This window comes from Vibrio iocasae, from assembly GCF_042245395.1.
Lineage (GTDB): Bacteria > Pseudomonadota > Gammaproteobacteria > Enterobacterales > Vibrionaceae > Vibrio > Vibrio iocasae.
The window spans coordinates 629,228-648,182 of record NZ_CP145311.1; the positions used below are offsets into that span (position 1 = coordinate 629,228).

14 protein-coding genes and 1 pseudogene are annotated in these 18,955 nt (G+C 45.1%); 8 read left to right on the plus strand and 7 right to left on the minus strand.

Annotated features, from left to right (window positions below; translation table 11 throughout):
• Nucleotides 1-2: 2 nt before the first annotated feature.
• From fbpC to SNR28_RS12580, 6 genes are all read right to left on the minus strand, one after another.
• Nucleotides 3-1,058, minus strand: a complete 1,056-nt coding sequence (gene fbpC / locus SNR28_RS12555; protein WP_277825920.1) for a ferric ABC transporter ATP-binding protein — start codon at nucleotides 1,056-1,058, stop codon at nucleotides 3-5.
• An 18-nt stretch (nucleotides 1,059-1,076) separates the two neighbouring features.
• Nucleotides 1,077-3,173 (minus strand): ABC transporter permease, encoded by a 2,097-nt coding sequence (locus tag SNR28_RS12560; RefSeq protein WP_375752837.1) that lies wholly within the window; start codon nucleotides 3,171-3,173, stop codon nucleotides 1,077-1,079.
• A 120-nt stretch (nucleotides 3,174-3,293) separates the two neighbouring features.
• Nucleotides 3,294-4,334, minus strand: coding sequence for an ABC transporter substrate-binding protein (locus SNR28_RS12565; protein ID WP_375752838.1), 1,041 nt, complete (start codon nucleotides 4,332-4,334; stop codon nucleotides 3,294-3,296).
• Between the two features lie 109 nt (nucleotides 4,335-4,443).
• Complete coding sequence (gene uhpC, locus SNR28_RS12570) at nucleotides 4,444-5,757, minus strand: MFS transporter family glucose-6-phosphate receptor UhpC (protein WP_375752839.1); 1,314 nt, start codon at nucleotides 5,755-5,757, stop codon at nucleotides 4,444-4,446.
• Nucleotides 5,758-5,829: 72 nt separating this feature from the next.
• The gene (gene uhpB / locus SNR28_RS12575; protein WP_375752840.1) at nucleotides 5,830-7,410 is read right to left on the minus strand and encodes a signal transduction histidine-protein kinase/phosphatase UhpB; all 1,581 of its coding nucleotides are present in this window, start codon (nucleotides 7,408-7,410) and stop codon (nucleotides 5,830-5,832) included.
• Entirely contained in the window at nucleotides 7,400-8,038 is a 639-nt protein-coding gene (locus tag SNR28_RS12580) for a response regulator (RefSeq protein ID WP_375754076.1), read from the minus strand. Before SNR28_RS12580 ends, uhpB begins: the two co-directional genes overlap by 11 nt.
• Nucleotides 8,039-8,367: 329 nt before the next feature.
• Here SNR28_RS12580 and SNR28_RS12585 point away from each other — a divergent pair, with 329 nt between their 5' ends.
• From SNR28_RS12585 to SNR28_RS12610, 6 genes are read left to right on the plus strand one after another with little or no spacing between them, the layout of a single operon-like run.
• Nucleotides 8,368-10,641 carry an FAD-dependent oxidoreductase gene (locus SNR28_RS12585; RefSeq protein WP_375752842.1) on the plus strand — a complete coding sequence of 758 codons (2,274 nt, stop codon included), beginning with the start codon at nucleotides 8,368-8,370 and terminating at the stop codon, nucleotides 10,639-10,641.
• A gap of 30 nt (nucleotides 10,642-10,671) precedes the next feature.
• Nucleotides 10,672-11,937: an ABC transporter substrate-binding protein gene (locus tag SNR28_RS12590; RefSeq protein ID WP_375752843.1), complete on the plus strand. Its 1,266-nt coding sequence runs from the start codon at nucleotides 10,672-10,674 to the stop codon at nucleotides 11,935-11,937.
• A gap of 9 nt (nucleotides 11,938-11,946) precedes the next feature.
• A complete protein-coding gene (locus SNR28_RS12595; RefSeq protein ID WP_375752844.1) occupies nucleotides 11,947-12,879 on the plus strand; it encodes a carbohydrate ABC transporter permease in 933 nt (310 codons plus the stop codon).
• A 3-nt stretch (nucleotides 12,880-12,882) separates the two neighbouring features.
• On the plus strand, nucleotides 12,883-13,719 hold the full coding sequence (locus SNR28_RS12600) for a carbohydrate ABC transporter permease (RefSeq protein WP_375752845.1): 837 nt from the start codon (nucleotides 12,883-12,885) through the stop codon (nucleotides 13,717-13,719).
• Between the two features lie 12 nt (nucleotides 13,720-13,731).
• Nucleotides 13,732-14,439 carry an IclR family transcriptional regulator gene (locus tag SNR28_RS12605; protein ID WP_375752846.1) on the plus strand — a complete coding sequence of 236 codons (708 nt, stop codon included), beginning with the start codon at nucleotides 13,732-13,734 and terminating at the stop codon, nucleotides 14,437-14,439.
• 20 nt (nucleotides 14,440-14,459) lie between these two features.
• Nucleotides 14,460-15,575: an ABC transporter ATP-binding protein gene (locus tag SNR28_RS12610; RefSeq protein ID WP_375752847.1), complete on the plus strand. Its 1,116-nt coding sequence runs from the start codon at nucleotides 14,460-14,462 to the stop codon at nucleotides 15,573-15,575.
• Nucleotides 15,576-15,665: 90 nt separating this feature from the next.
• Here SNR28_RS12610 and SNR28_RS12615 read toward each other — a convergent pair.
• A pseudogene (locus SNR28_RS12615) lies at nucleotides 15,666-16,627 on the minus strand (DUF2860 family protein).
• 170 nt (nucleotides 16,628-16,797) lie between these two features.
• Here SNR28_RS12615 and SNR28_RS12620 point away from each other — a divergent pair.
• Both SNR28_RS12620 and SNR28_RS12625 read left to right on the plus strand, forming a co-directional pair.
• A complete protein-coding gene (locus SNR28_RS12620) occupies nucleotides 16,798-17,415 on the plus strand; it encodes a TetR/AcrR family transcriptional regulator (RefSeq protein WP_375752848.1) in 618 nt (205 codons plus the stop codon).
• A 267-nt stretch (nucleotides 17,416-17,682) separates the two neighbouring features.
• Nucleotides 17,683-18,954, plus strand: coding sequence for an efflux RND transporter periplasmic adaptor subunit (locus SNR28_RS12625; RefSeq protein WP_375752849.1), 1,272 nt, complete (start codon nucleotides 17,683-17,685; stop codon nucleotides 18,952-18,954).
• The last annotated feature ends 1 nt before the right edge of the window (nucleotide 18,955 follow it).

Below are 18,955 nucleotides of genomic sequence, written 5' to 3' on the forward strand. Positions count from 1 at the left end.
GATTAAGCCGCTTTAGGCAGCAAAAAGATACCGGTAGGATTAATAGTTAGGTAAGCGTGATCGGAGATTTCCGGATCAAACTGAGAAGAGTTCAGCTGCAGCAGTAGTTCTTGGCCCTGCCACTCAACGGCAACCTCATACATGGAACCCATATAAACTACGTCCTTCACTTTACACTTCTGGCAATCTTCACCTTCACCAACCAGAAGGATAGCTTCAGGGCGCACACCAACCTGATATTCATCAGCCGGGAAGCCTCTTACCGTGTCATCATTTACAGGGATCTTGTAGCCATTAATATCGAGTAAGCTTTCCTGATAGTTTCCTGTAAAGATGTTGGCATCACCCATAAAGTTAGCCATAAACATTGAAGCAGGAGTACGGTAGAGATCGTCTGGTGTACCTTGCTGCATGATGTCACCATCCTTCATTACGATTACGGTATCAGATACCGCAAATGCCTCGGACTGATCATGGGTAACGTAAAGCGAAGTGATATTGAAACGCTGCTGAAGCTCGCGAATCGTTTCACGCATATTACGTCTTAGGTTGGCATCCAGGTTACTCAATGGCTCGTCAAACAGAAGCACCTTAGGCTTAAGAACCAGAGCACGAGCCAGCGCAACACGCTGCTGCTGACCACCAGAAATTTGATCCACAAAGCGATCACCCATGCCTTCAAGGTCTACCAGTTTTAAAGCTTCATCAACACGCTGTTTAATTTCATCAGCTGGCAGCTTAAGCATTTTCAGACCGTACGCGACATTTTCATACAGAGACATATGCGGGAACAGCGCGTACGATTGGAACACCATGCAGATGTCTCGTTGCTGGATTGAGGTGTTAGTGACATCCTCACCGTCGATAAAGATCTGTCCGCTGGTGGGCTTTTCAAGACCAGCTACCAGACGCAGTACCGTTGTCTTACCGCAACCGGAAGGACCGAGTAGGGTAATCAGTTTGCCTTTTTCGATCTCAAGATCCAGGTCGCCAATTACCGTGTTATTGCCAAAGCGCTTACAGATATTTTTTAGCACTACAAAGCTGTTGTCTTTCATTGTTTGTATCTCCGGTCCTTAATCTTGGTTCTTGGCTTTAGAGCGTGAAATCCGGGCTTCACCAACCAGGAAGTCGAAAGTGAGTATGATGGATAGCATGACGAATATAAGCAGCGAGCCATAAGCGATAGCGATACCGTATTCGCCATCCTCAACGCGGTTTAGTATGTATGAAGTTGCAACACGTGTTTCCGGTGTTACAAGGAAGATGATGGCACTTACCGTAGTCATCGCCCGCACAAAGCTGTAGATCAGCGAGGAAAGAATCGCAGGTCTTAGCAGCGGAATAAGAATGTGCATGATGGTCTTGAATGAGTTAGCACGCAGACTGAGTGATGCTTCATCCAGTGACTTATCGAGCTGTCCCAGTCCGGCAACACCCGCACGAATACCTACGGGTACGTTACGCATCACCATCGAGATAACCACGATTGCTGCGGTACCCGTCAGATAAACAGGTGCATCGTTGAATGCCAGGATGTAAGAGACACCCGCTACAGTTCCCGGAACGGCAAAACAGAGCATGGTGACAAACTCCACCACTTTCTTACCGTGGAACTGCTGACGAACAACAATGTAAGCAATCAACAGGCCGAAGGTTGCAGTGATAGGAGCAGCGATACCCGCATAAGTCATAGTACTGATAAGCGATGGCCATGCACCTTCACCTAAGCCCATACCAAACAGATTAATATAGTTTGCAAACGTTAATGTGTAATCCACACCCCAATTAACGGTGAAGCTACCAAATACGATACTTCCGTAAAGAAGTACATTAAACGCCATCCAGAAGTAGAGCATTGCAGATACAAACATGCGCAAGCTATTTGGTAGTGGCTGAACATCACCACGATAAGATTTACCTGAAATCGTCACGTAAGAACGTTTACCAATCCACAGGTATTGAACCACAAATATCGCCAGTGAGAAGAGCAACAGAACCGCACCAAGGGTACTTGCTGAAGCGTAATCCAGCTGTGCACCAGCGATGTAGAAGTAGATCTGTGTTGCCAGAACGTCGAAGCTTCCGCCCAGTACGAGTGGGTTACTGAAGTCAGCTAGCGACTGTACAAAAATAATCAGGAACGAGTTAGCCAGTGCTGGTTTTAGCAGAGGGATAACCACGTTAAAGAAGGTCTGATAGCGGTTTGCTCGAAGAGTATAAGATGCCTCTTCAAGAGATGGGTGCAGCGACTTCATCGCACCGTCCAGAATCATAAAGGACATTGGTGCAAACGCCAGCACCTGAGCCATCCAGATACCAGTAAAACCGTATAACCAGTTAGTCTGCTCTAAACCAAACCAATCAACCATCAACTCAGTAACATAACCTGAGCGACCAAGCATAAGGGTTACACCCAGGCCAACTACAAATGGTGGGGTTACGATTGGAAGAATAGAGAAAATACGAGCAATAAAGGCAGATTTTACGGCGATACGGGTTGAATAAATCGCGAATATCAATCCAAAGAAGGTTGCCGTGATACCTACAGAGGTACCCAGCATAATAGAGTTTGTGATGATCTGTACGATCTGTCGCTGGGAGAGAATTTCAATAAATTGCCAGGCGACAAAGTTCCCCATTTCGTCCTGAAACATTGGAACAAAAATGGCGATACTTGGGTAAAGAATAAAGGTTGTGATTAACCCTATGATGGTAACCAGCGAACCAATAACGAATACGTCACCACCAAGGTACTCAAGGCGGGCAAAGCCCAGCGTCATGATGCAACCTAAAGCGATAAACAGAACGATAGTCGCGTAGCCGAGGCCGTTTCCTGTTCCCCATGAAGAGAGAATGGTAAACAGCATGCAGAAACCGGAATACCCGATATCAAAGTAGTGGCGTTTTTTCTGATACTTATTCTGAGCCAGTTTAGGACGAGCAAGCAGAACAAGAGGTAGGCCAAACCAGAGCCAGGCAATATTCTGGCTGCTCCAGCCCATTGCATCTAAAAATTCATCAGATGTGGACTCAAACACGCCATAGTCGAGAGCGAAAACGGGTAGAAGAATGAAAGCAGCGACAATGGAAATAATCCAGTAAAACACCGGATCGCGGGTAGACTGCTCCTTGTGCAGATGTAGTGCGCTATCTGCAGCTAACTGAGGCATGATAATCACCTTGCTGTGTAGAATTTTTCAGGGAAGATTACCTTTCCTCCTGCCCGAGACCCCAATGGGCAGGAGAAGAGGTAATTTAATTTCGATTCCTGTCGGAACAGGGGGATCTAATTACTCACCCATTTTGACGACATTTACCCACTTCTTGATTAGGCGCTTACGAGTATCGGAAGCTCCGTAGGTGTCCATGTCATAGTTGATAAGATCAAGCTTGCTTGGATCCAGAGCGTAAGGAGATTGCTCTGCCTGAGTGTTAGTAAGAATCTGGAATGACTTACCCTTCTGCCATGCTAGCTGCTGACCTTCTTTAGAAAGTACCCAGTCGATGAACAATTTCGCGTTCTCTTCGTTACGAGCACCTTTGATCATACTTACACCACCAATTTCATAGCCAGTACCTTCACAAGGAGAGATAAGCTCAAGTGGTGCACCCTGAGATTGCTCAAGAGAGTAATCATGCAGGAAGCCGATGCCGATAGCGATTTCGCCACGAGCAGAGTTACGAGATGGAGTTACACCAGACTTAGTGTACTGCGAGATGTTTTTGTCTAGCTTCTTGAAGTATTCAAATGCTTTCTCTTCACCCCATAGCTGGATGAAAGTTGCCAGTGCTGTGTAAGCTGTACCAGAACTTTGAGGGTCAGCAATCTGAATCTCTTCTTTGTATTCAGGCTTAGTCAGGTCTTCCCAGCAGCGTGGAACTTCAAGGCCTTTTTCTTTCAGGCGTTCAGTGTTCACACCGTAACCAAGGATACCCATGTAAACCGCTGAAGAGTAGTTACCTTTGCGTTTTGCAGGGTCGCGGAACTCAGGAATGATGTTTTCAAGCTGTGGAGACTGGTATGCGCTCAGCAGATCCATTTCACCTGCCTGAGACTGAGGATCAAGTGTGCCGCCGTACCATACGTCAGCTCTTGGGTTTTTGCGCTCAGCCTGAATCTTCGCCAGCGTACTGCCTGAACCGTTACGTACGAATGAAGTCTTAACATCATATTTTTCAGAAAAGGCTTTTGTTTCAGCTTCACACATAGCGTTGGTAGCACTACAGTAGACAACCAGGCGGCCTTTAGCCATAACTTGTGGAGCTGCTGCTAATGCAGCTGAACCGATGACACAAGCAGCCAGTAGATGGCGACGGAATTTTCCTTTCATCTTTTGTTTCCTCTGTTATTGTTTTTCCCAATGCCAGAGTTCGCTGCTCTTTCGCATCGGGTGGATTTTACGTCTTTCGACGTTGCCATCCCCCCGATACATGTCGGGGTTAGGCGGGATCAGGTTCTGTGTCTGGTTCCTGAGCTTTAAGGAAAGGTAAAAGAAGTAAGCCAACCGACGCTGCAACCAGAGTTACGACGCTGAAAAAGCCTTCCCAGCTATATTGCTCTATAACCAGAGATATCGGGTAGCCAGCCAACGCTGCACCAAGATATCCAAACAGCCCGACAAATCCGGTAGAGGTTCCGGCCAGATCCTTATGAGAGCACTCTGCCGCAGCCATTCCTATCATCATTTGTGGACCAAAAATAAAAAATCCGATGGCAAACAGACATCCGGATAGCACGTATAAGTTATCCAGAGGTGTTAACCACAGCGCTGCCACTGATATGAAAATTCCCAAAGCAAATATCAGATTCATTGGCGCCCGGTTTCCATGGAAGAAGCGGTCAGAGCCCCATCCACCAAATAGGGAACCCAAGAAACCACCCACTTCAAACATCGATACCGCAGTGTTCGCTGCCATAAGGCTCGTATTATGTCTCTCAACCAGATAGAGACTTGCCCAGTCATTGATTCCGATTCGAACCACATAAACCAGCATGTATGAGCCGCACAACAGCCAGATATATTTGTTGCCAAGAACGTAGGTTTTAACCTTTTCCCTGAACAGCAGACCTACGCCTTCTCTCTCCTGCTGTTTCTCCAGAGGATCATTCCTCCAGTCTCCAACTGTGGGTAATCCCATGGTTCCGGGCTTGTCTCTAAGCCTTACGAACAGGATGGTTCCCATTACACAGGCAATAGTTCCAGCGATAAAGAATCCGAAACGCCACCCCCACTGCATAGCAATAAAGCCAATAATGATAGGTAACAGGGCGCCGCTCATATTGATGCAGGTGTTCCAGACCGACCACCAGAAGCCACGCTCAGAGCGCGAGTACCAGGTGGTCAGTATCTTGGCGCATGCCGGCCAGCCCCAGCTTTGGAAGAACGCATTCAGCATCCAGAGCAGTACCATTACGGTCAGTGAGGAGCTCAGGCCAAACAGAATATTCACAATGCCTGAAGCGATAAGACCAAGCCCCATAAAGTACTTAGGGTTAGACTGGTCACTGACCATTGCAGAGAGGAATTTTGATGTGCCGTAAGTGATGTAATACGTTGTTGCGATAACACCGATATCTGAATGTGTCAGCCCGAGATCATTTAACATGGCTGGCATCGTGAAATTCAGACTCTTTCGGGCAAAATAGAAAACACCGTATCCAACATACATCATCAACATCAGATGAATTCGCCAGTAGCGATATGTCGAGTCAATCTCTCTGCTGTCGGTAATCCTGCTCACAGGCTCCCTCACTTGCTGATGCCATGTTAGAAAAATAAATTTGAGAATGGATGAGATAGGTTTTTAGGCAAATAGGAAAAATTCCTAGTTTGGCGGTTTGTTCATTAACTTTGTGGGCAGGTTCACAACAACCCGTGTGCCGTTTCGATTTTCTACTTCGACATTGCCCCCTAAAGCGGTGACACGTTCTTCGATACCGCGCAAACCTGTGCCCAGTTGTCTCCAGTTGGATGGAATACCAATACCATCGTCCTGATACTCTAGTCGGAGTGAATGACCAGGGAACAGCGTTACATGGACATGACTGGCTCTGGAGTACTTGGTGGTATTGTTCAGCAACTCTTGCACTACTCGATACAGAGTAACGGTGGTGACTTCATCAAGTTGCTCTGTATTAAGCCCGATATTGATAGTGCATTCGATATCCCGCTCTTTAAACTTCATTTCGTGGGCAAGATGGGTAAGGGCATTTTCAAGACCGAGCTCATCCAAAATCTGAGGTCGAAGCTGGGTTAACAGGTGCCTTGTAGAGCTGTGTATTTTTAATGCAAGCTGGTTAATCGCATCGGAGATTTGTCGAGTCTGATCTTCATTTGCCGTTCTGTTTGCTAATGTGGCTTGAATTTGAATAGCAGTGATGTTTTGTCCGATCTCATCGTGCAGTTCACGCGCAACAGACTTACGGATATCTTCTTCTACATGAACCAGCTGTCTTGTCAGCAGTTGCTTGGTATGAAGTTCTTTCTCAAGATTTCGGTTTAACTGATGCAGTTTCTCAGACAGAAGGTGCTGACGACTGATGGCTATACCGAGCCCTAAACCAATCAACGCCTGAGTTGTAATAAAGATCTGCATCTCTTCAAAACTACTAAAAGATCCGGTGACTTTTCTGGCAGCCGTAAGAAGCACACTATTCATCACCGCTGCGAGCACGCCTCCTTGCCAGCCGTACTTGTACGCCATAAAAATGTTTGGAAGTAATACTATGATCAGAAGAAGTGTTGTGAGTTGTTCCTGAAAGACAGTTTCACTGATCAGGCCTATTACAAAGAAGGTTAATACCCACAGATAGGCTGATGGGCGAATGGTGACGGTTTTATGCACCAGCGCAGGTGACAACGGAACCCAGACTTTGTGTACCAGATAATCATGCAGCAGATAGAAGAAAGGTGCTAACAGTATGCCTCCGGTAACTGCAGCAACTATGCTGCTGTACAGCATCATTCTGTTGAGTTCGAGTGGTTTGCTCAATAATAGAAATAGCACAGATACTAATAAGGCACTGGCAAGGACAAAACCCATCAGAGCGAGTAACTGTTGCCAGTAAACATTAAGTTTGCGCCAACTGTACTGGAAAGGGCGGAGCAATAGCGCAGTAGCGAATGGCATTAATAGCAATAACAGATCGAACGGGACAAACTCAGTTGAAGAGGTAATTCCCAGCCACATCAGAAACTCGCTAAGAAGAATTACCCACCAGTATTGTGTCGGTGTGAGCAAAAGCGTCGAGATTCTTAAACCGACAGGGAATAGTAGCGCAGCGTAGTGGATGTCAGTAACCAGGTAACCACTGATACTCCACAAACAAAACCAGGTAATCGAATAGATTAGGAAGAGAAATGCCGAAGTAAATATCCGGTTTCCCGGAAAAGCGCTAGCTTTCATCGTCTGGTAACAGCTTGTGTTGGATTGCAAAGCGAATCAGATCCACATTATTTGATAGTCCTAGCTTTCCAAGAATATTTGCCCTGTGAACGTGCACGGTTTTGTGGCTTAAAGAGAGTTCAAATGCGACCTCTTTTACATCTTTCCCCTGAATCAGGTAGTCGAAGATCTCTTTTTCTCTCTTTGTGAGATCGGACAGCGCTGCTGGTGGAGCAGAAGCGTTACTCAGGTTAATTAAAGCATCAGCACATAGGTAGCGATTGCCGTTGGCAACCGTTCGGATTGCGGTAACTAACTCTCCCGGACCGCACCTTTTCGACAGATATCCAACGGCACCGGCGTCAATAGCTTTACTCACAAATGAAGCGGAGTCGTAGATACTCAGAATAATAGCTTTCAGGCCGGGTTTTTTCTCTCTTAACCTTTCAAGTAGAGACAAGCCACTTTCGTCAGGCATAGAGATATCAATTACAGCGACATCCAAAGTGGGGGAGTTGGACAGAGTATCAAAGGCATCTTTGGCAGAACTGAACTCACCTTCAACCTGTATATCAGATTCTACACTGAGCAGCTGAGCAAAACCCGAGCGAACCATGACATGGTCGTCTACCAACGCAACTGAAATCATTTTGAGTGCCTGCTTATGTTTCATATATATATCGAATACATGGTCTCAGAACAGATTGAGCGATTCAAAAACCTCCGAACTAAGCTGTGATGGTGGTCAGGCTTTTCTTTTATCTGAATCTCTACTTTCCTCACTTTTATCTATCTAACCGTCGATCTGAGTTTTAAGGATCAATTCATGATCTTTTTATTGATAAAAAACGTGATCAAAAACTCAACTATTCATCGAATGATTAAATCTCTGCCAGTGTGGTCACATTTTCATCGCTCAAAATTTGCCAATTTAATTTCTATTATAGATATTACTATTATAGAAATTTGGAGGTAAGCATGATTATTGAAGGTGCGTCAGGGCCACGAGAATTAAAAACAGAGAATCTGTCAGCTGATTTAGTTGTTGTCGGTGGTGGTTTATCTGGTGTGTGTGCGGCTATTGCGGCAGCAAGGAATGGGCTAAAGGTTGTACTTGTTCAGGACCGCCCGGTACTGGGTGGCAACGCTTCAAGTGAAGTTCGTTTGTGGATCCTTGGGGCAACTTCGCATGGAGGGAATAACAACCGTTGGGCGCGAGAAGGAGGGATCATTAATGAGCTTCTTCTTGAAAATCAGTTTCGTAATCCTGGTGGTAATCCAGTTATCTTCGACTCTATTTTGCAAGACTGGGTGACCAGAGAAATGAACCTGACTGTTATCCTCAATAGCTCAGTGTTTCATGCGGAGACCGTCGACAACCACATTCAGTCAATTCACGCGTTCAATTCCCAAAACAGCACCATGTATCAGATAGCGGGTAAGTTTTTTGCCGACTCTAGTGGCGATGGTGTGTTGACTCATCTATCGGGTGCAGCGTATCGAATGGGCGCTGAAGAAGCCGAAGAGTTTAATGAGCCAATGGCACCGGGTGATGACTACGGAAAACTTTTAGGCCACTCGTTGTACTTCTACTCAAAGGACGTAGGTAAACCGGTTGATTACGTCGCTCCTGACTTTGCTCTAAAAGATGTTCCTGCATTGATTCCAAGATATAAAAACTTCAAAGCGACCGATCAGGGTTGCTCATTGTGGTGGATTGAGTGGGGAGGCCGTCTGGATACCATTCACGAGTCAGAAGAGATAAAGACAGAACTTCAGAAAGTGGTATACGGTGTCTGGAATTACATCAAAAACTCAGGTGAGTTTCCGGAAGCGAAAAATCTTGCGCTGGAGTGGGTAGGGACGATTCCTGGTAAACGAGAAAGTCGCCGGGCTGAAGGTGACTATATTCTTCGTCAGCGCGATATCGTGGATCAGATAGAACATGAAGACAACGTGGCACATGGTGGTTGGTCTATCGACCTTCACCCTGCCGACGGTGTTTATGGTGCCAAAGGTGGCTGTAATCAGTATCACGCCAAAGGTGTGTTTGGTATTCCTTATCGCTGTATGTATAGCCGAAACATTGAAAACCTGTTTATAAACGGACGTCTGCTATCAGCTTCCCACGTTGCTTTTGGCAGTACACGTGTTATGGCAACATCAGCAGCAGTCGGGCAGGTAATTGGTACCGCTGCAGCGTTATGTGTTGAGGACAGAGTTAAGGCAAGTGATCTGCTAGAGCCAATAAGGCTTAACAACCTTAAACAGCGATTAGCTTCGGACGGGCACTACGTACCGAAGTTTGATGGCCTGAAACAAAATAACCTGGCTACCAGTGCTGCAATCAGTGTATCAAGTGAGCTTTCCCTTCATTCATTACCACATAATGGAGAATGGAAGGCTCTCATAGACAGCTACGCTCAGCTTATTCCCTTATATAAGCAACAAAAAACAGTAATGACTGTCCCGGTGAAAGTGACATCACCAACTGAACTTCGGGTAGAGATTCGAAAAGCAGAAAAACCTGAAAACCATACCCCTGAAACGCTGGTGGAATGGCACAGTTTTCTCCTGACTGAAGAGGATACGGAAGTCGCTATTCCTTTAAACCAAGGTTGTTCTGAGCAATATCTGTTTGTCTGCTTTATGCAAAATCCACAGATTCAAGTGGCATTGTCAGATGTCATGCTGACAGGATTAGTTACGGTTAAACAAGGTGGCCTCGCGAAAGTGAGTACAACCTCACGTCAAGAGGCACCAGAAGGTCTGGGTGTGGATAGCTTTGATTTCTGGGTACCGGAAAGAAGGCCGGAAGGAAAGAACTTAGCTTTTGAAATGACCGCACCACTTTTCAAATACGCGAAAGACAATCTAACATCCGGGGCCACTCGCCCAACATCAATGCCAAATGCCTGGGCAGCAGATTTGAATGACAAAGCGCCAATTATCACACTGGATTGGCCGGAAGGAGAGGGAATACAGGCGACGACTTTAACTCTCTTCTTAGATTGTGACTACGACCATCCTTTAGAAAGTGTTCAGTATCACCATAACGATCGAGTTATGCCACACTTGGTACATCAGTGCGAAGTGGTGTGCGATGGCTCGGTAATAACTAACGTGAAAAATAATCACCAAGGTGTAATAAGCGTGAGCTTACCCGAAGGTCGAGTGATTAATCAGCTAGCAATAAAGCTGACTAACTCACAAGGCCAACCGGTTTCAGTACTTGGTATCCGTGTGCAGTAACGCGCCCCTACGAATATAAAAGGAATAACAATGAAAACGATGAAAACTCTTGTTGCTTCGCTGACTCTTGCAGCAACGGCCTTTGGAACGGTCGCTGCAGAGAAAGAGATAACTTTCCTGAACTGGGTAACCGCAGAGCCTAGTAATCAGCCTGTTGTTCAGGGACTTATCGACCAAACTGGCGTACCAGTAAAAGTATTGTCCAGTTCCTGGGGCGATATGCAGAAAAACGTATTTCTACGTGTACGAACCAAACAGAATCTGGATGTTTATCAGAGTTCTGCCAAGTGGTTGCCGACCTTTGCTCAGCTTCCTAACTTGGTTGACTTTAATGAGGTGTACGGCAAGAAATATCTTGAATCTATTATCTCTCCAGCAGTTTTGGCTGCAGGCCAGTATAAAGGTAAGCAGTATGGTATGCCGTGGAACACTGGTTCAATCAGTCTGGTATCGAACACAGATGTACTGAGTAAAGCGGGTGTGTCTGAGAGTCCGACAACGATTAGCGAGTTCGTTAAGACACTTGAGAAGGTAAAAGCGAATAACCCTCAAAGTACGCCATATGCAATGATGACGAAAGGTAACAACCTTATTTCCAGTGATTTCCAGCTATGGCTTTGGGCGCATGGCGGCAGCATTTTCGATGAGAACGATAAGCTTGCTATCAACTCAGAAGCGACCGTTCAGACGCTTAATTTTATGAAAGATCTGATTGAGCGCGATCTTGCGACTCTGGATACCGACCGAGGTGCAGCGCGTCGTATGTTTGGTCAGGGCAATACCGCATTCTACTTTGACGCACCGGTTGCGAAAGGATTTGCACGAGACTTCAGCGGTCAGGGTGCTGATTACGATAAGTTCGTTTATCCAATTCAAGTCCCTGTAGCAAAAGAAGGCATGACACCGCACTCAATGGAGTGGGGCCACCTGCTTATCATGCTTAAAACAGACGCTGCTATGAAAGATGGCAAAGTCAGTAAAGACAGTGCTTCAGGTCGATTTGTTACCGGTATGACAATGGATGACGTAGTTCAGCTTGATTACTTTACTATGTCTGGCGCAATTCCGGTGACAAAGAGTGCACGAAATAATCCTCTGGTTACAAAAGAAAAATTCATTGTCGATTGGAATAACTCACTTGGATTGCCAAAGCGTAATGAACTTTCTCCACTGAAAAACAGTTCTAACTTTGTTGCTGTCGTGAGTGAAGAAGTTCAGTCGGTGATTTTGGGTAAAAAGGATGCCAAAACAGCCGCTGCTGAGATGGAATCTCGTATCCAGCGTCTGATGAAGTAAGGGGTTACCATGGACGTGGTATCACAAAAACAGATAAAGATGAGTGAAAATATGAGTCGCAGGCGGGGAAATTTAAAAAGAGGGGATAGGCGTTTTGCTTATCTGATTCTGATACCAGCGATGACCGCTTTTCTTGTCATGGTGGCTTATCCGTTTGTTGATGCCATGTCGATGGCATTCTATCAATACACTATTTACGACCTTGAACCGACGTTTATCGGGTTTGAAAACTTTATCACCATCTTAACCGATCCCTATGTTTTAGGATCATGGGTGACTACAGCAATCTTTGTCATCGGAACCACATTGCTGACCATGTTTTTGGGCTTGGCGTGGGCACTTTTGATGTATCAGGATTTCAAAGGGCGTGGCGTTCTGAGAACCATGACGCTTCTACCCTGGATTCTTCCAAGTACAGTGAGCGCATTTATCTGGGCGTGGATGCTGAACGGGAAGTACGGCATTGTGAATGTCATGCTGATGGGAACGGGTTTAATTGATTCTCCGATTCAGTTCCTGTCTGAAGATGCGGGAGCGATGGCCGCAGTAATACTTACCCGTGCCTGGATATCGATTCCGCTCTTTATGTCCTTCTTTTTAGCAGGGCTACAAGGTATGGACTACCAGCAGATAGAAGCGGCACGTATTGATGGTGCGGGCAACCTGAGAATTGTCAAAAGGCTGATATTGCCTCATCTAAAGCCAGTATTTTTGGTAACAGGTGCCTTAGGAATGATTGGTAACTTACAGCAGTTCGACATCATCTATGCACTTACAGGTGGTGGTCCGGTAAGAGCGACATCGGTTCTATCCATTGAAGTGTTCCGTCAGGCATTCGAGAACTGGGATCTTGGTATGGCATCAGCGATTGGTGTGCTATGGGTGTTTACGTTAATGCCTATTGTTGTCTTCTATTTACGTAGTCTGTTTAAGGAGGACTAGAGCATGTTTGAGTTACGCTCATGGAAAGCAAAAGTCGGCTTTATCGCAATGTTGATTACGATAGCATTCTTTCTGTTCTTCCCTGTTTACTGGGCATTTATCAGTGCCTTTAAGAACAATCAGGAGCTTTATCGGTTAGATCCAACATTGCTTCCGAACGAATTGTTTTGGGGACACTTTGTCTCTGCCATCGTTGACGGCAACATTTTGCTCCAGTTAAAGAACAGTTTGCTGACATCAACCTCTTCAGCGCTGTTGAACGCCACCTTGGCTGCATTAGCCGGATACAGCTTTGCAAAGTTTGAGTATCCAGCGAAGAAGCCATTGATGTTACTGATACTGTCGGCTCAGATGTTTCCGTTCGGTGTGCTGCTCATCAGTATCTACCCGATGCTACAGGCGGTAAATCTGCTCGACACCAAATTAGGCTTAACGATTTCATATATTGTTTTTGCTCTGCCTGTAAGTACCTATATGATGTATAGCTACTTCAAGCAGGTACCTAATGAGTTAATTGAGGCTGCAAAAGTGGATGGTGCCAGCAATATGAAAATATTCCGTCGTATTGTGATGCCAATTTCATTCCCGGCGTTTATCACGGTAACACTGTATGCGTTTATGTGGTCGTGGAATGATCTGCTTTACTCAATGACTTTAGTCACATCTGAAGAGAACAGAACCATAGGGCCGGGTTTGCTGCTTCGTTATATCAACGAAAACAATGCTGACTGGGGTGGTGCGATGGCCGCATCATTCTTAGCCGCAGCACCGGTGGTCTTGGTCTTTGCTGTCTTGCAGAAACAGTTTATCGGAGGGGTAACCTCCGGAGCGGTCAAATAAAGGAGTTGTATTTTGTCTTCGCAACCTAATCAGAGCTTAATCGATGGTATTCGTTGTTTTCAGGAGTTAACAACCAGTGACCGACCATTGGGAAATAAAGAGCTGGCAGAAAAGCTCGATATCAACATGGTCAGAGTTAACCGACTGCTGAGAACATTGAAATCGATTGGTATGGCGGAGCAAAACTCTCAGAAAAAATACATGCCTGGACCGGCAGTACACCTTTTAGCAGCTCAGAGTTTTCACAGCTCTGCGCTGTTCAGAGCCGCGACCAATGTAGCGATTAATACCAGCTACGATGATCGGACGCTGGCGATTGGTGTGCTTTGGAACGATTCAGTGGTGTTTATGTATCACGCAACAGCCGAGCAAAACCCTGCTCAGGGCTTAGGCGGATATCATGTTTACCATGTTTCTCAATCCTCCATCGGTAAGGTGCTTCTGGCGGAATTCAGTGACGAAGAGATCAATGATCGTATTGAACACTGGGAGCCAGAACAAAAGGCAGAGATATTAGATGAAGTCGATGCAGTGCGTCGCAATGGCTACATATGCCATTACGACGATGTCGGCACAATTAACAATATAGGTAGTGTTTTCTCGGTTGGAGGTGCCAAAGCGGGTATCGCTTTTACCGACATCCATATCTCTCCAGATGTACTGGATAGCTATGTTGAACAGTTGAAAGAACTCATCTCCGAGATCGAAAAACACGCTTGAAGTAGATACGAGGAATAACAATGGCTGATGTAAGTTTGAAATCAGTTGTGAAGCGTTTTGGACAGACTCAGACGATTCATGGTGTCGATCTAAATATTAAAAATGGTGAATTTGTTGTTTTTGTAGGCCCGTCAGGTTGTGGCAAATCGACATTGCTGCGAATGATTGCAGGTCTGGAAGAAGTGACCGAGGGCGATATCTTTATCGATAACCAGTGTGTTACTGATGCGCAACCGAGTGAGCGTGGTATTGCGATGGTATTCCAGTCTTATGCGTTATACCCGCATATGACGGTGCGTGAGAACATGAGCTTCGGTTTAGAGGTTGCGGGCGAGTCGAAAGAGTATATAGAGCAAAGAGTAAACGAAGCCGCTGAAATTCTGAAGTTGGGTGAACTATTAGATAGAAAGCCGAAACAACTTTCCGGTGGTCAGCGTCAGCGTGTTGCCATTGGCCGGACGATTGTACGTCAGCCGAAAGTGTTCTTGTTTGATGAACCTTTGTCTAATCTGGATGCTGAGCTCCGTGTTCAGATGCGTATCGAGATTTCCAAACTGCACGAACAGTTGGGCAACACCATGATTTATGTAACTCATGATCAGGTAGAAGCCATGACCATGGCAGATAAAATTGTCGTGCTTAGAGATGGACGAGTCGAGCAGGTTGGCACGCCACTGGAGCTTTACCATAAGCCTGAAAATAAGTTTGTAGCTGGCTTTATCGGGTCACCAAAAATGAACTTCCTGCCAGTAACGGTAGCATGCACAAGTTCAGAGAATATTACGGTCAAACTACCAGACGCTCAGGAGATAGTAGTAGATTTTGACGGCACGACAGTATCTGAAGGCCAGAAGCTGGAGCTTGGTGTCCGGCCCGAACACTTCTTTACCGGAGAAGGTGGAGATATCAATATGGAGATCTGTGTTGATGTGGTAGAGAAGCTTGGAGGAACAACGTATGTCTATGGAGAACTAGAATCTACACCTATGACTATTGAAGTTGATGGTGATATTCCGGTTAAAAAAGGCAGTCAGACCAAGTTCAGTTTCAACAAGGACAGAGTACATTTGTTTTTAGACAATGAAACAGCGTTGCCAAATGGCCGAGCATTTGAAGAAGAACTGTTAGAAGCTTAAGTGACGGATAGTTAGCTGTAATTGAAAAACTCCGCATCATGATTGTGCGGAGTTTTTTATTGGACATTTCAATCAGAAATTTATGTAAAACTAGAAATAGAAGTAACTGCCGACGAGAGCCGAATAATCCTGTTCATTGTAGAACTTAATATTTGAGTCCAGTTTTTCATACGATAACTGGCCAGTCAGGCTAAGGTTCTGTAGCCCAAACACACCAAGGTACTCATAAGAGAAGTTGATGCTCATACGGTCATCTTTTCGAGTCTTGTTAAACAATGGGTTTATCGCATCAAAATCGGCTTGTGAGTATCTGGCATCCAGAACGTAAGTCGAAGATCCAGCCATAACATAGTAGGTAACGCCAGCACCAATATTGTCATAGGCCATCGCTTTACCATCGGCATTATCTTTTCGATAAAACAGGGCGGGTTCGATAAACATGTTTTGGGACACAGGCAACCCAATTGCTAGTTTGCCTAAGTAGCCGTCACCATTTCTGTTCAGTTGTGAAGCATCGACATTGTTTGAAACTCCGGATGTTTCGGTATCCAGCTTTCTATCGTAATAGATAAAGTTCGCGGTAAGGCTGAGAAACTCATACTTAAGGCGGTAAGCATCTGCCTTGATATCAGTTTTTTTCTTTTTGAGTTCAATGCGTATGGGTTTTGCCATGTTTTTGCATCTACAACCGTTGGTGCGTATGAGATAGAAATTGCAGAATCGCGGCTGAACTGATTTTTGTATCCGACCTCTGCTGCCAGAATACCTCTGACAAAAGTGTCCTCGCTTTGTCCTAGAAAGATCTGATGATCACCGAACTGATAGCGAAGGCTACCTAGTGGGATAAAAACAGCTTCTGAGTCGGATTTACCATCTTGATTTAAGCTGGTTATCGTCTCGTCTTTCTCTGTATTGAAGTTACTGGTAAAGTTGGAGTATCCAGCGAAAATGCCGAATTCACCTGAAAAACCTTGCTCAGCGGGCTCTCCAACAGCATTTGCTGTGCCGGAAAGGGCAAGAACTGAGTAGAATAGACAACGGATAGTTTTCATGGTTTTCTCTAATGTTTTGATATTTATATAAAGTTACGACTTGGAATGAGAGAGCCGATGCACTGTATGATAAGTATGTTGTGCGACATATTTATCAAAGTGACCGCTGGGTCATTTAAGTGTGTTATACATTATTCTGACCGCGAGGTCACTATTAATTGATATGAGTTATGGAAAATAAGAAACGAGTGTTAAAAGGAAGCGCCCACGCTTCACCTGAAGTACGAAAGGCAGAGTTGCTTGAGGCTGCCATTATTTGCTTTGGTAGAAATGGTTATTTCGGGACGACAATTGATCATATTGCGAAAGAATCAGGTCTGTCTAAAGGCAGCGTATATCGTTTCTTCAAGAGTAAAGAAGATGTACTTCTCGGAATTGCGAGGATGATGGAACAACACTTTGACGATACCTATGAACATATCTATGAGTCGAGTGACAACCCTCGGGATGTCATGAGGTTAGTGTTCCAGTCAGCGGTTGTTTTTCTTTGTGAAAACCCTGAGATGGAGCGTACCTGGCGTGAGTTTGCGTTTCATCCGATGGCACAGAAAGAGTACGCAAGAATGCTCGATGACTACCGTAATGACCTTTCTGATATTTATCAAAAGGGAGTCGCGGAAGGTATTTTCATCGACCAGGATATGACTGCGGTATTTGATACTGTGCTTTCATATCAGGAAGGTTTATTTCAGCTCTCTTATGTTTTACCTGAATTTGATGCGATTCAAAGGTTCGAGTCAAGTTGGCCTGTTTTAGAACGCGCTTTTGTTAAACCAGAACACCTCTAGCTAACGCCTACCTCCCTTATGACTCTCAGGTACTGTCTAGTGTGGTACCTGAGTTTTCCGTATCTAATCCCTATTTTCTAACTCCCCATTATCTAATCCGTCTGCTTCTAACCTTGTTATTCCTTAATTTGCATAGTCATAAATAGGCTGATTAAATTTTAAGTGACTAATTCGTCACTTTGATGTATAAATGCGCTCAATAAAATAGTGACTTTGCAGTCACTATTGATGGATTACATGCGTAATTAGTTTTAAAGAGAGTAGAAAATGCGAAAATTCAGTCTACTGGTATTAGGAATTACTGCACTGAGTATGCAGGCTAATGCTAACGAAATTACAGAATCGGACGTTGAGGCTATTACTGTTGAAAGAGTCGCAGCCATAGAGGTGGTTCAGGGAACGATTGCTGAAAGAGTACTGGCTGAGGGACTAGCGCAGGGTATTCGTCGTGAATACCTGAGTTTTGAAAAGGGTGGTCGAGTTACCCTTATTTCAACGGATGTGAATGGGGTGAGTCTTAGAGAAGGCTCTCAAGTGAAAGGTCCAACAAAGAATGAAAAGTTTGGTCAGATTATCGCTAGCATCGATGAAAGGGCAGACAAAGAACGCTTGAATCAAACTATGGCGAGTTTGCAAGCTGCTGAGCAAAGAGTGGTGCAGGCGCAGTCGAATCTTATTCGTTCTGAAAATAACCTGAATTTGGCTAACGAAGAGTTTAAGCGTATTGAGTCTATTTATCGCAAAAAGCTGATACCAAAGAAGCAGTTTGATGTGGCCAAAACGGAACGATTGAATGCGGAAGAGGGAATCAAATCCGCGAAATCTGAGCTTTCTGCAGCAAGAAGTGACTTAGATGCTCAAACAGCTTCATTCAATCAGGCCAAGGTAGAACTGGAAAAAACCAGTATCTATGCTCCGTTTGATGGTGTGTTACGCACGGTGAATATTCGTCAAGGCGATTACTTTTCTGGCCCGGTTCAGTCTGTCACGGAGCGTGATAGAGAAGCCTCATCCGCAGTCGTTATTGTTGATACAAGCCAATATGAAGCGACTTTGAATGTGCCTGCTTATCTGGCGGGAAGTGTTTCTGAAGGCCAGACGGTTTATATTTCGTCTTCAGCCTTCGAGCTTCAACAAGCGGCTAACTCAGATTTTAAACTGGGAAGATTCGCTAAAGGGAAAGTGTACTCGGTGAGCCCGAGTATTAGCCTGGATAAGCGTTCTGTCCGGATAAAGGTTCACACAGAGGAAGGGGCTGAATACTTGCAAGATGGCATGTATGTCAGTGCCTGGATATTTACCTCGCTAAAAGAAGACGTTTTACTGCTTCCTTATTCCGCGGTAATGAGCCACGACAACGAGTTTTATGTTTATGTGGTTCGAGACGGACGAGCTTGGGTGACACCTGTTCAGATTGGTGCATACAATAACAATAACGTTGAGATCCTAAGTGGTCTGAAGCCATTTGATATCGTGGTAACGACAGGAAACCATAAGCTGGTACATGGTGCTCATATCCAAGTGATAAAGGAGCATTAAG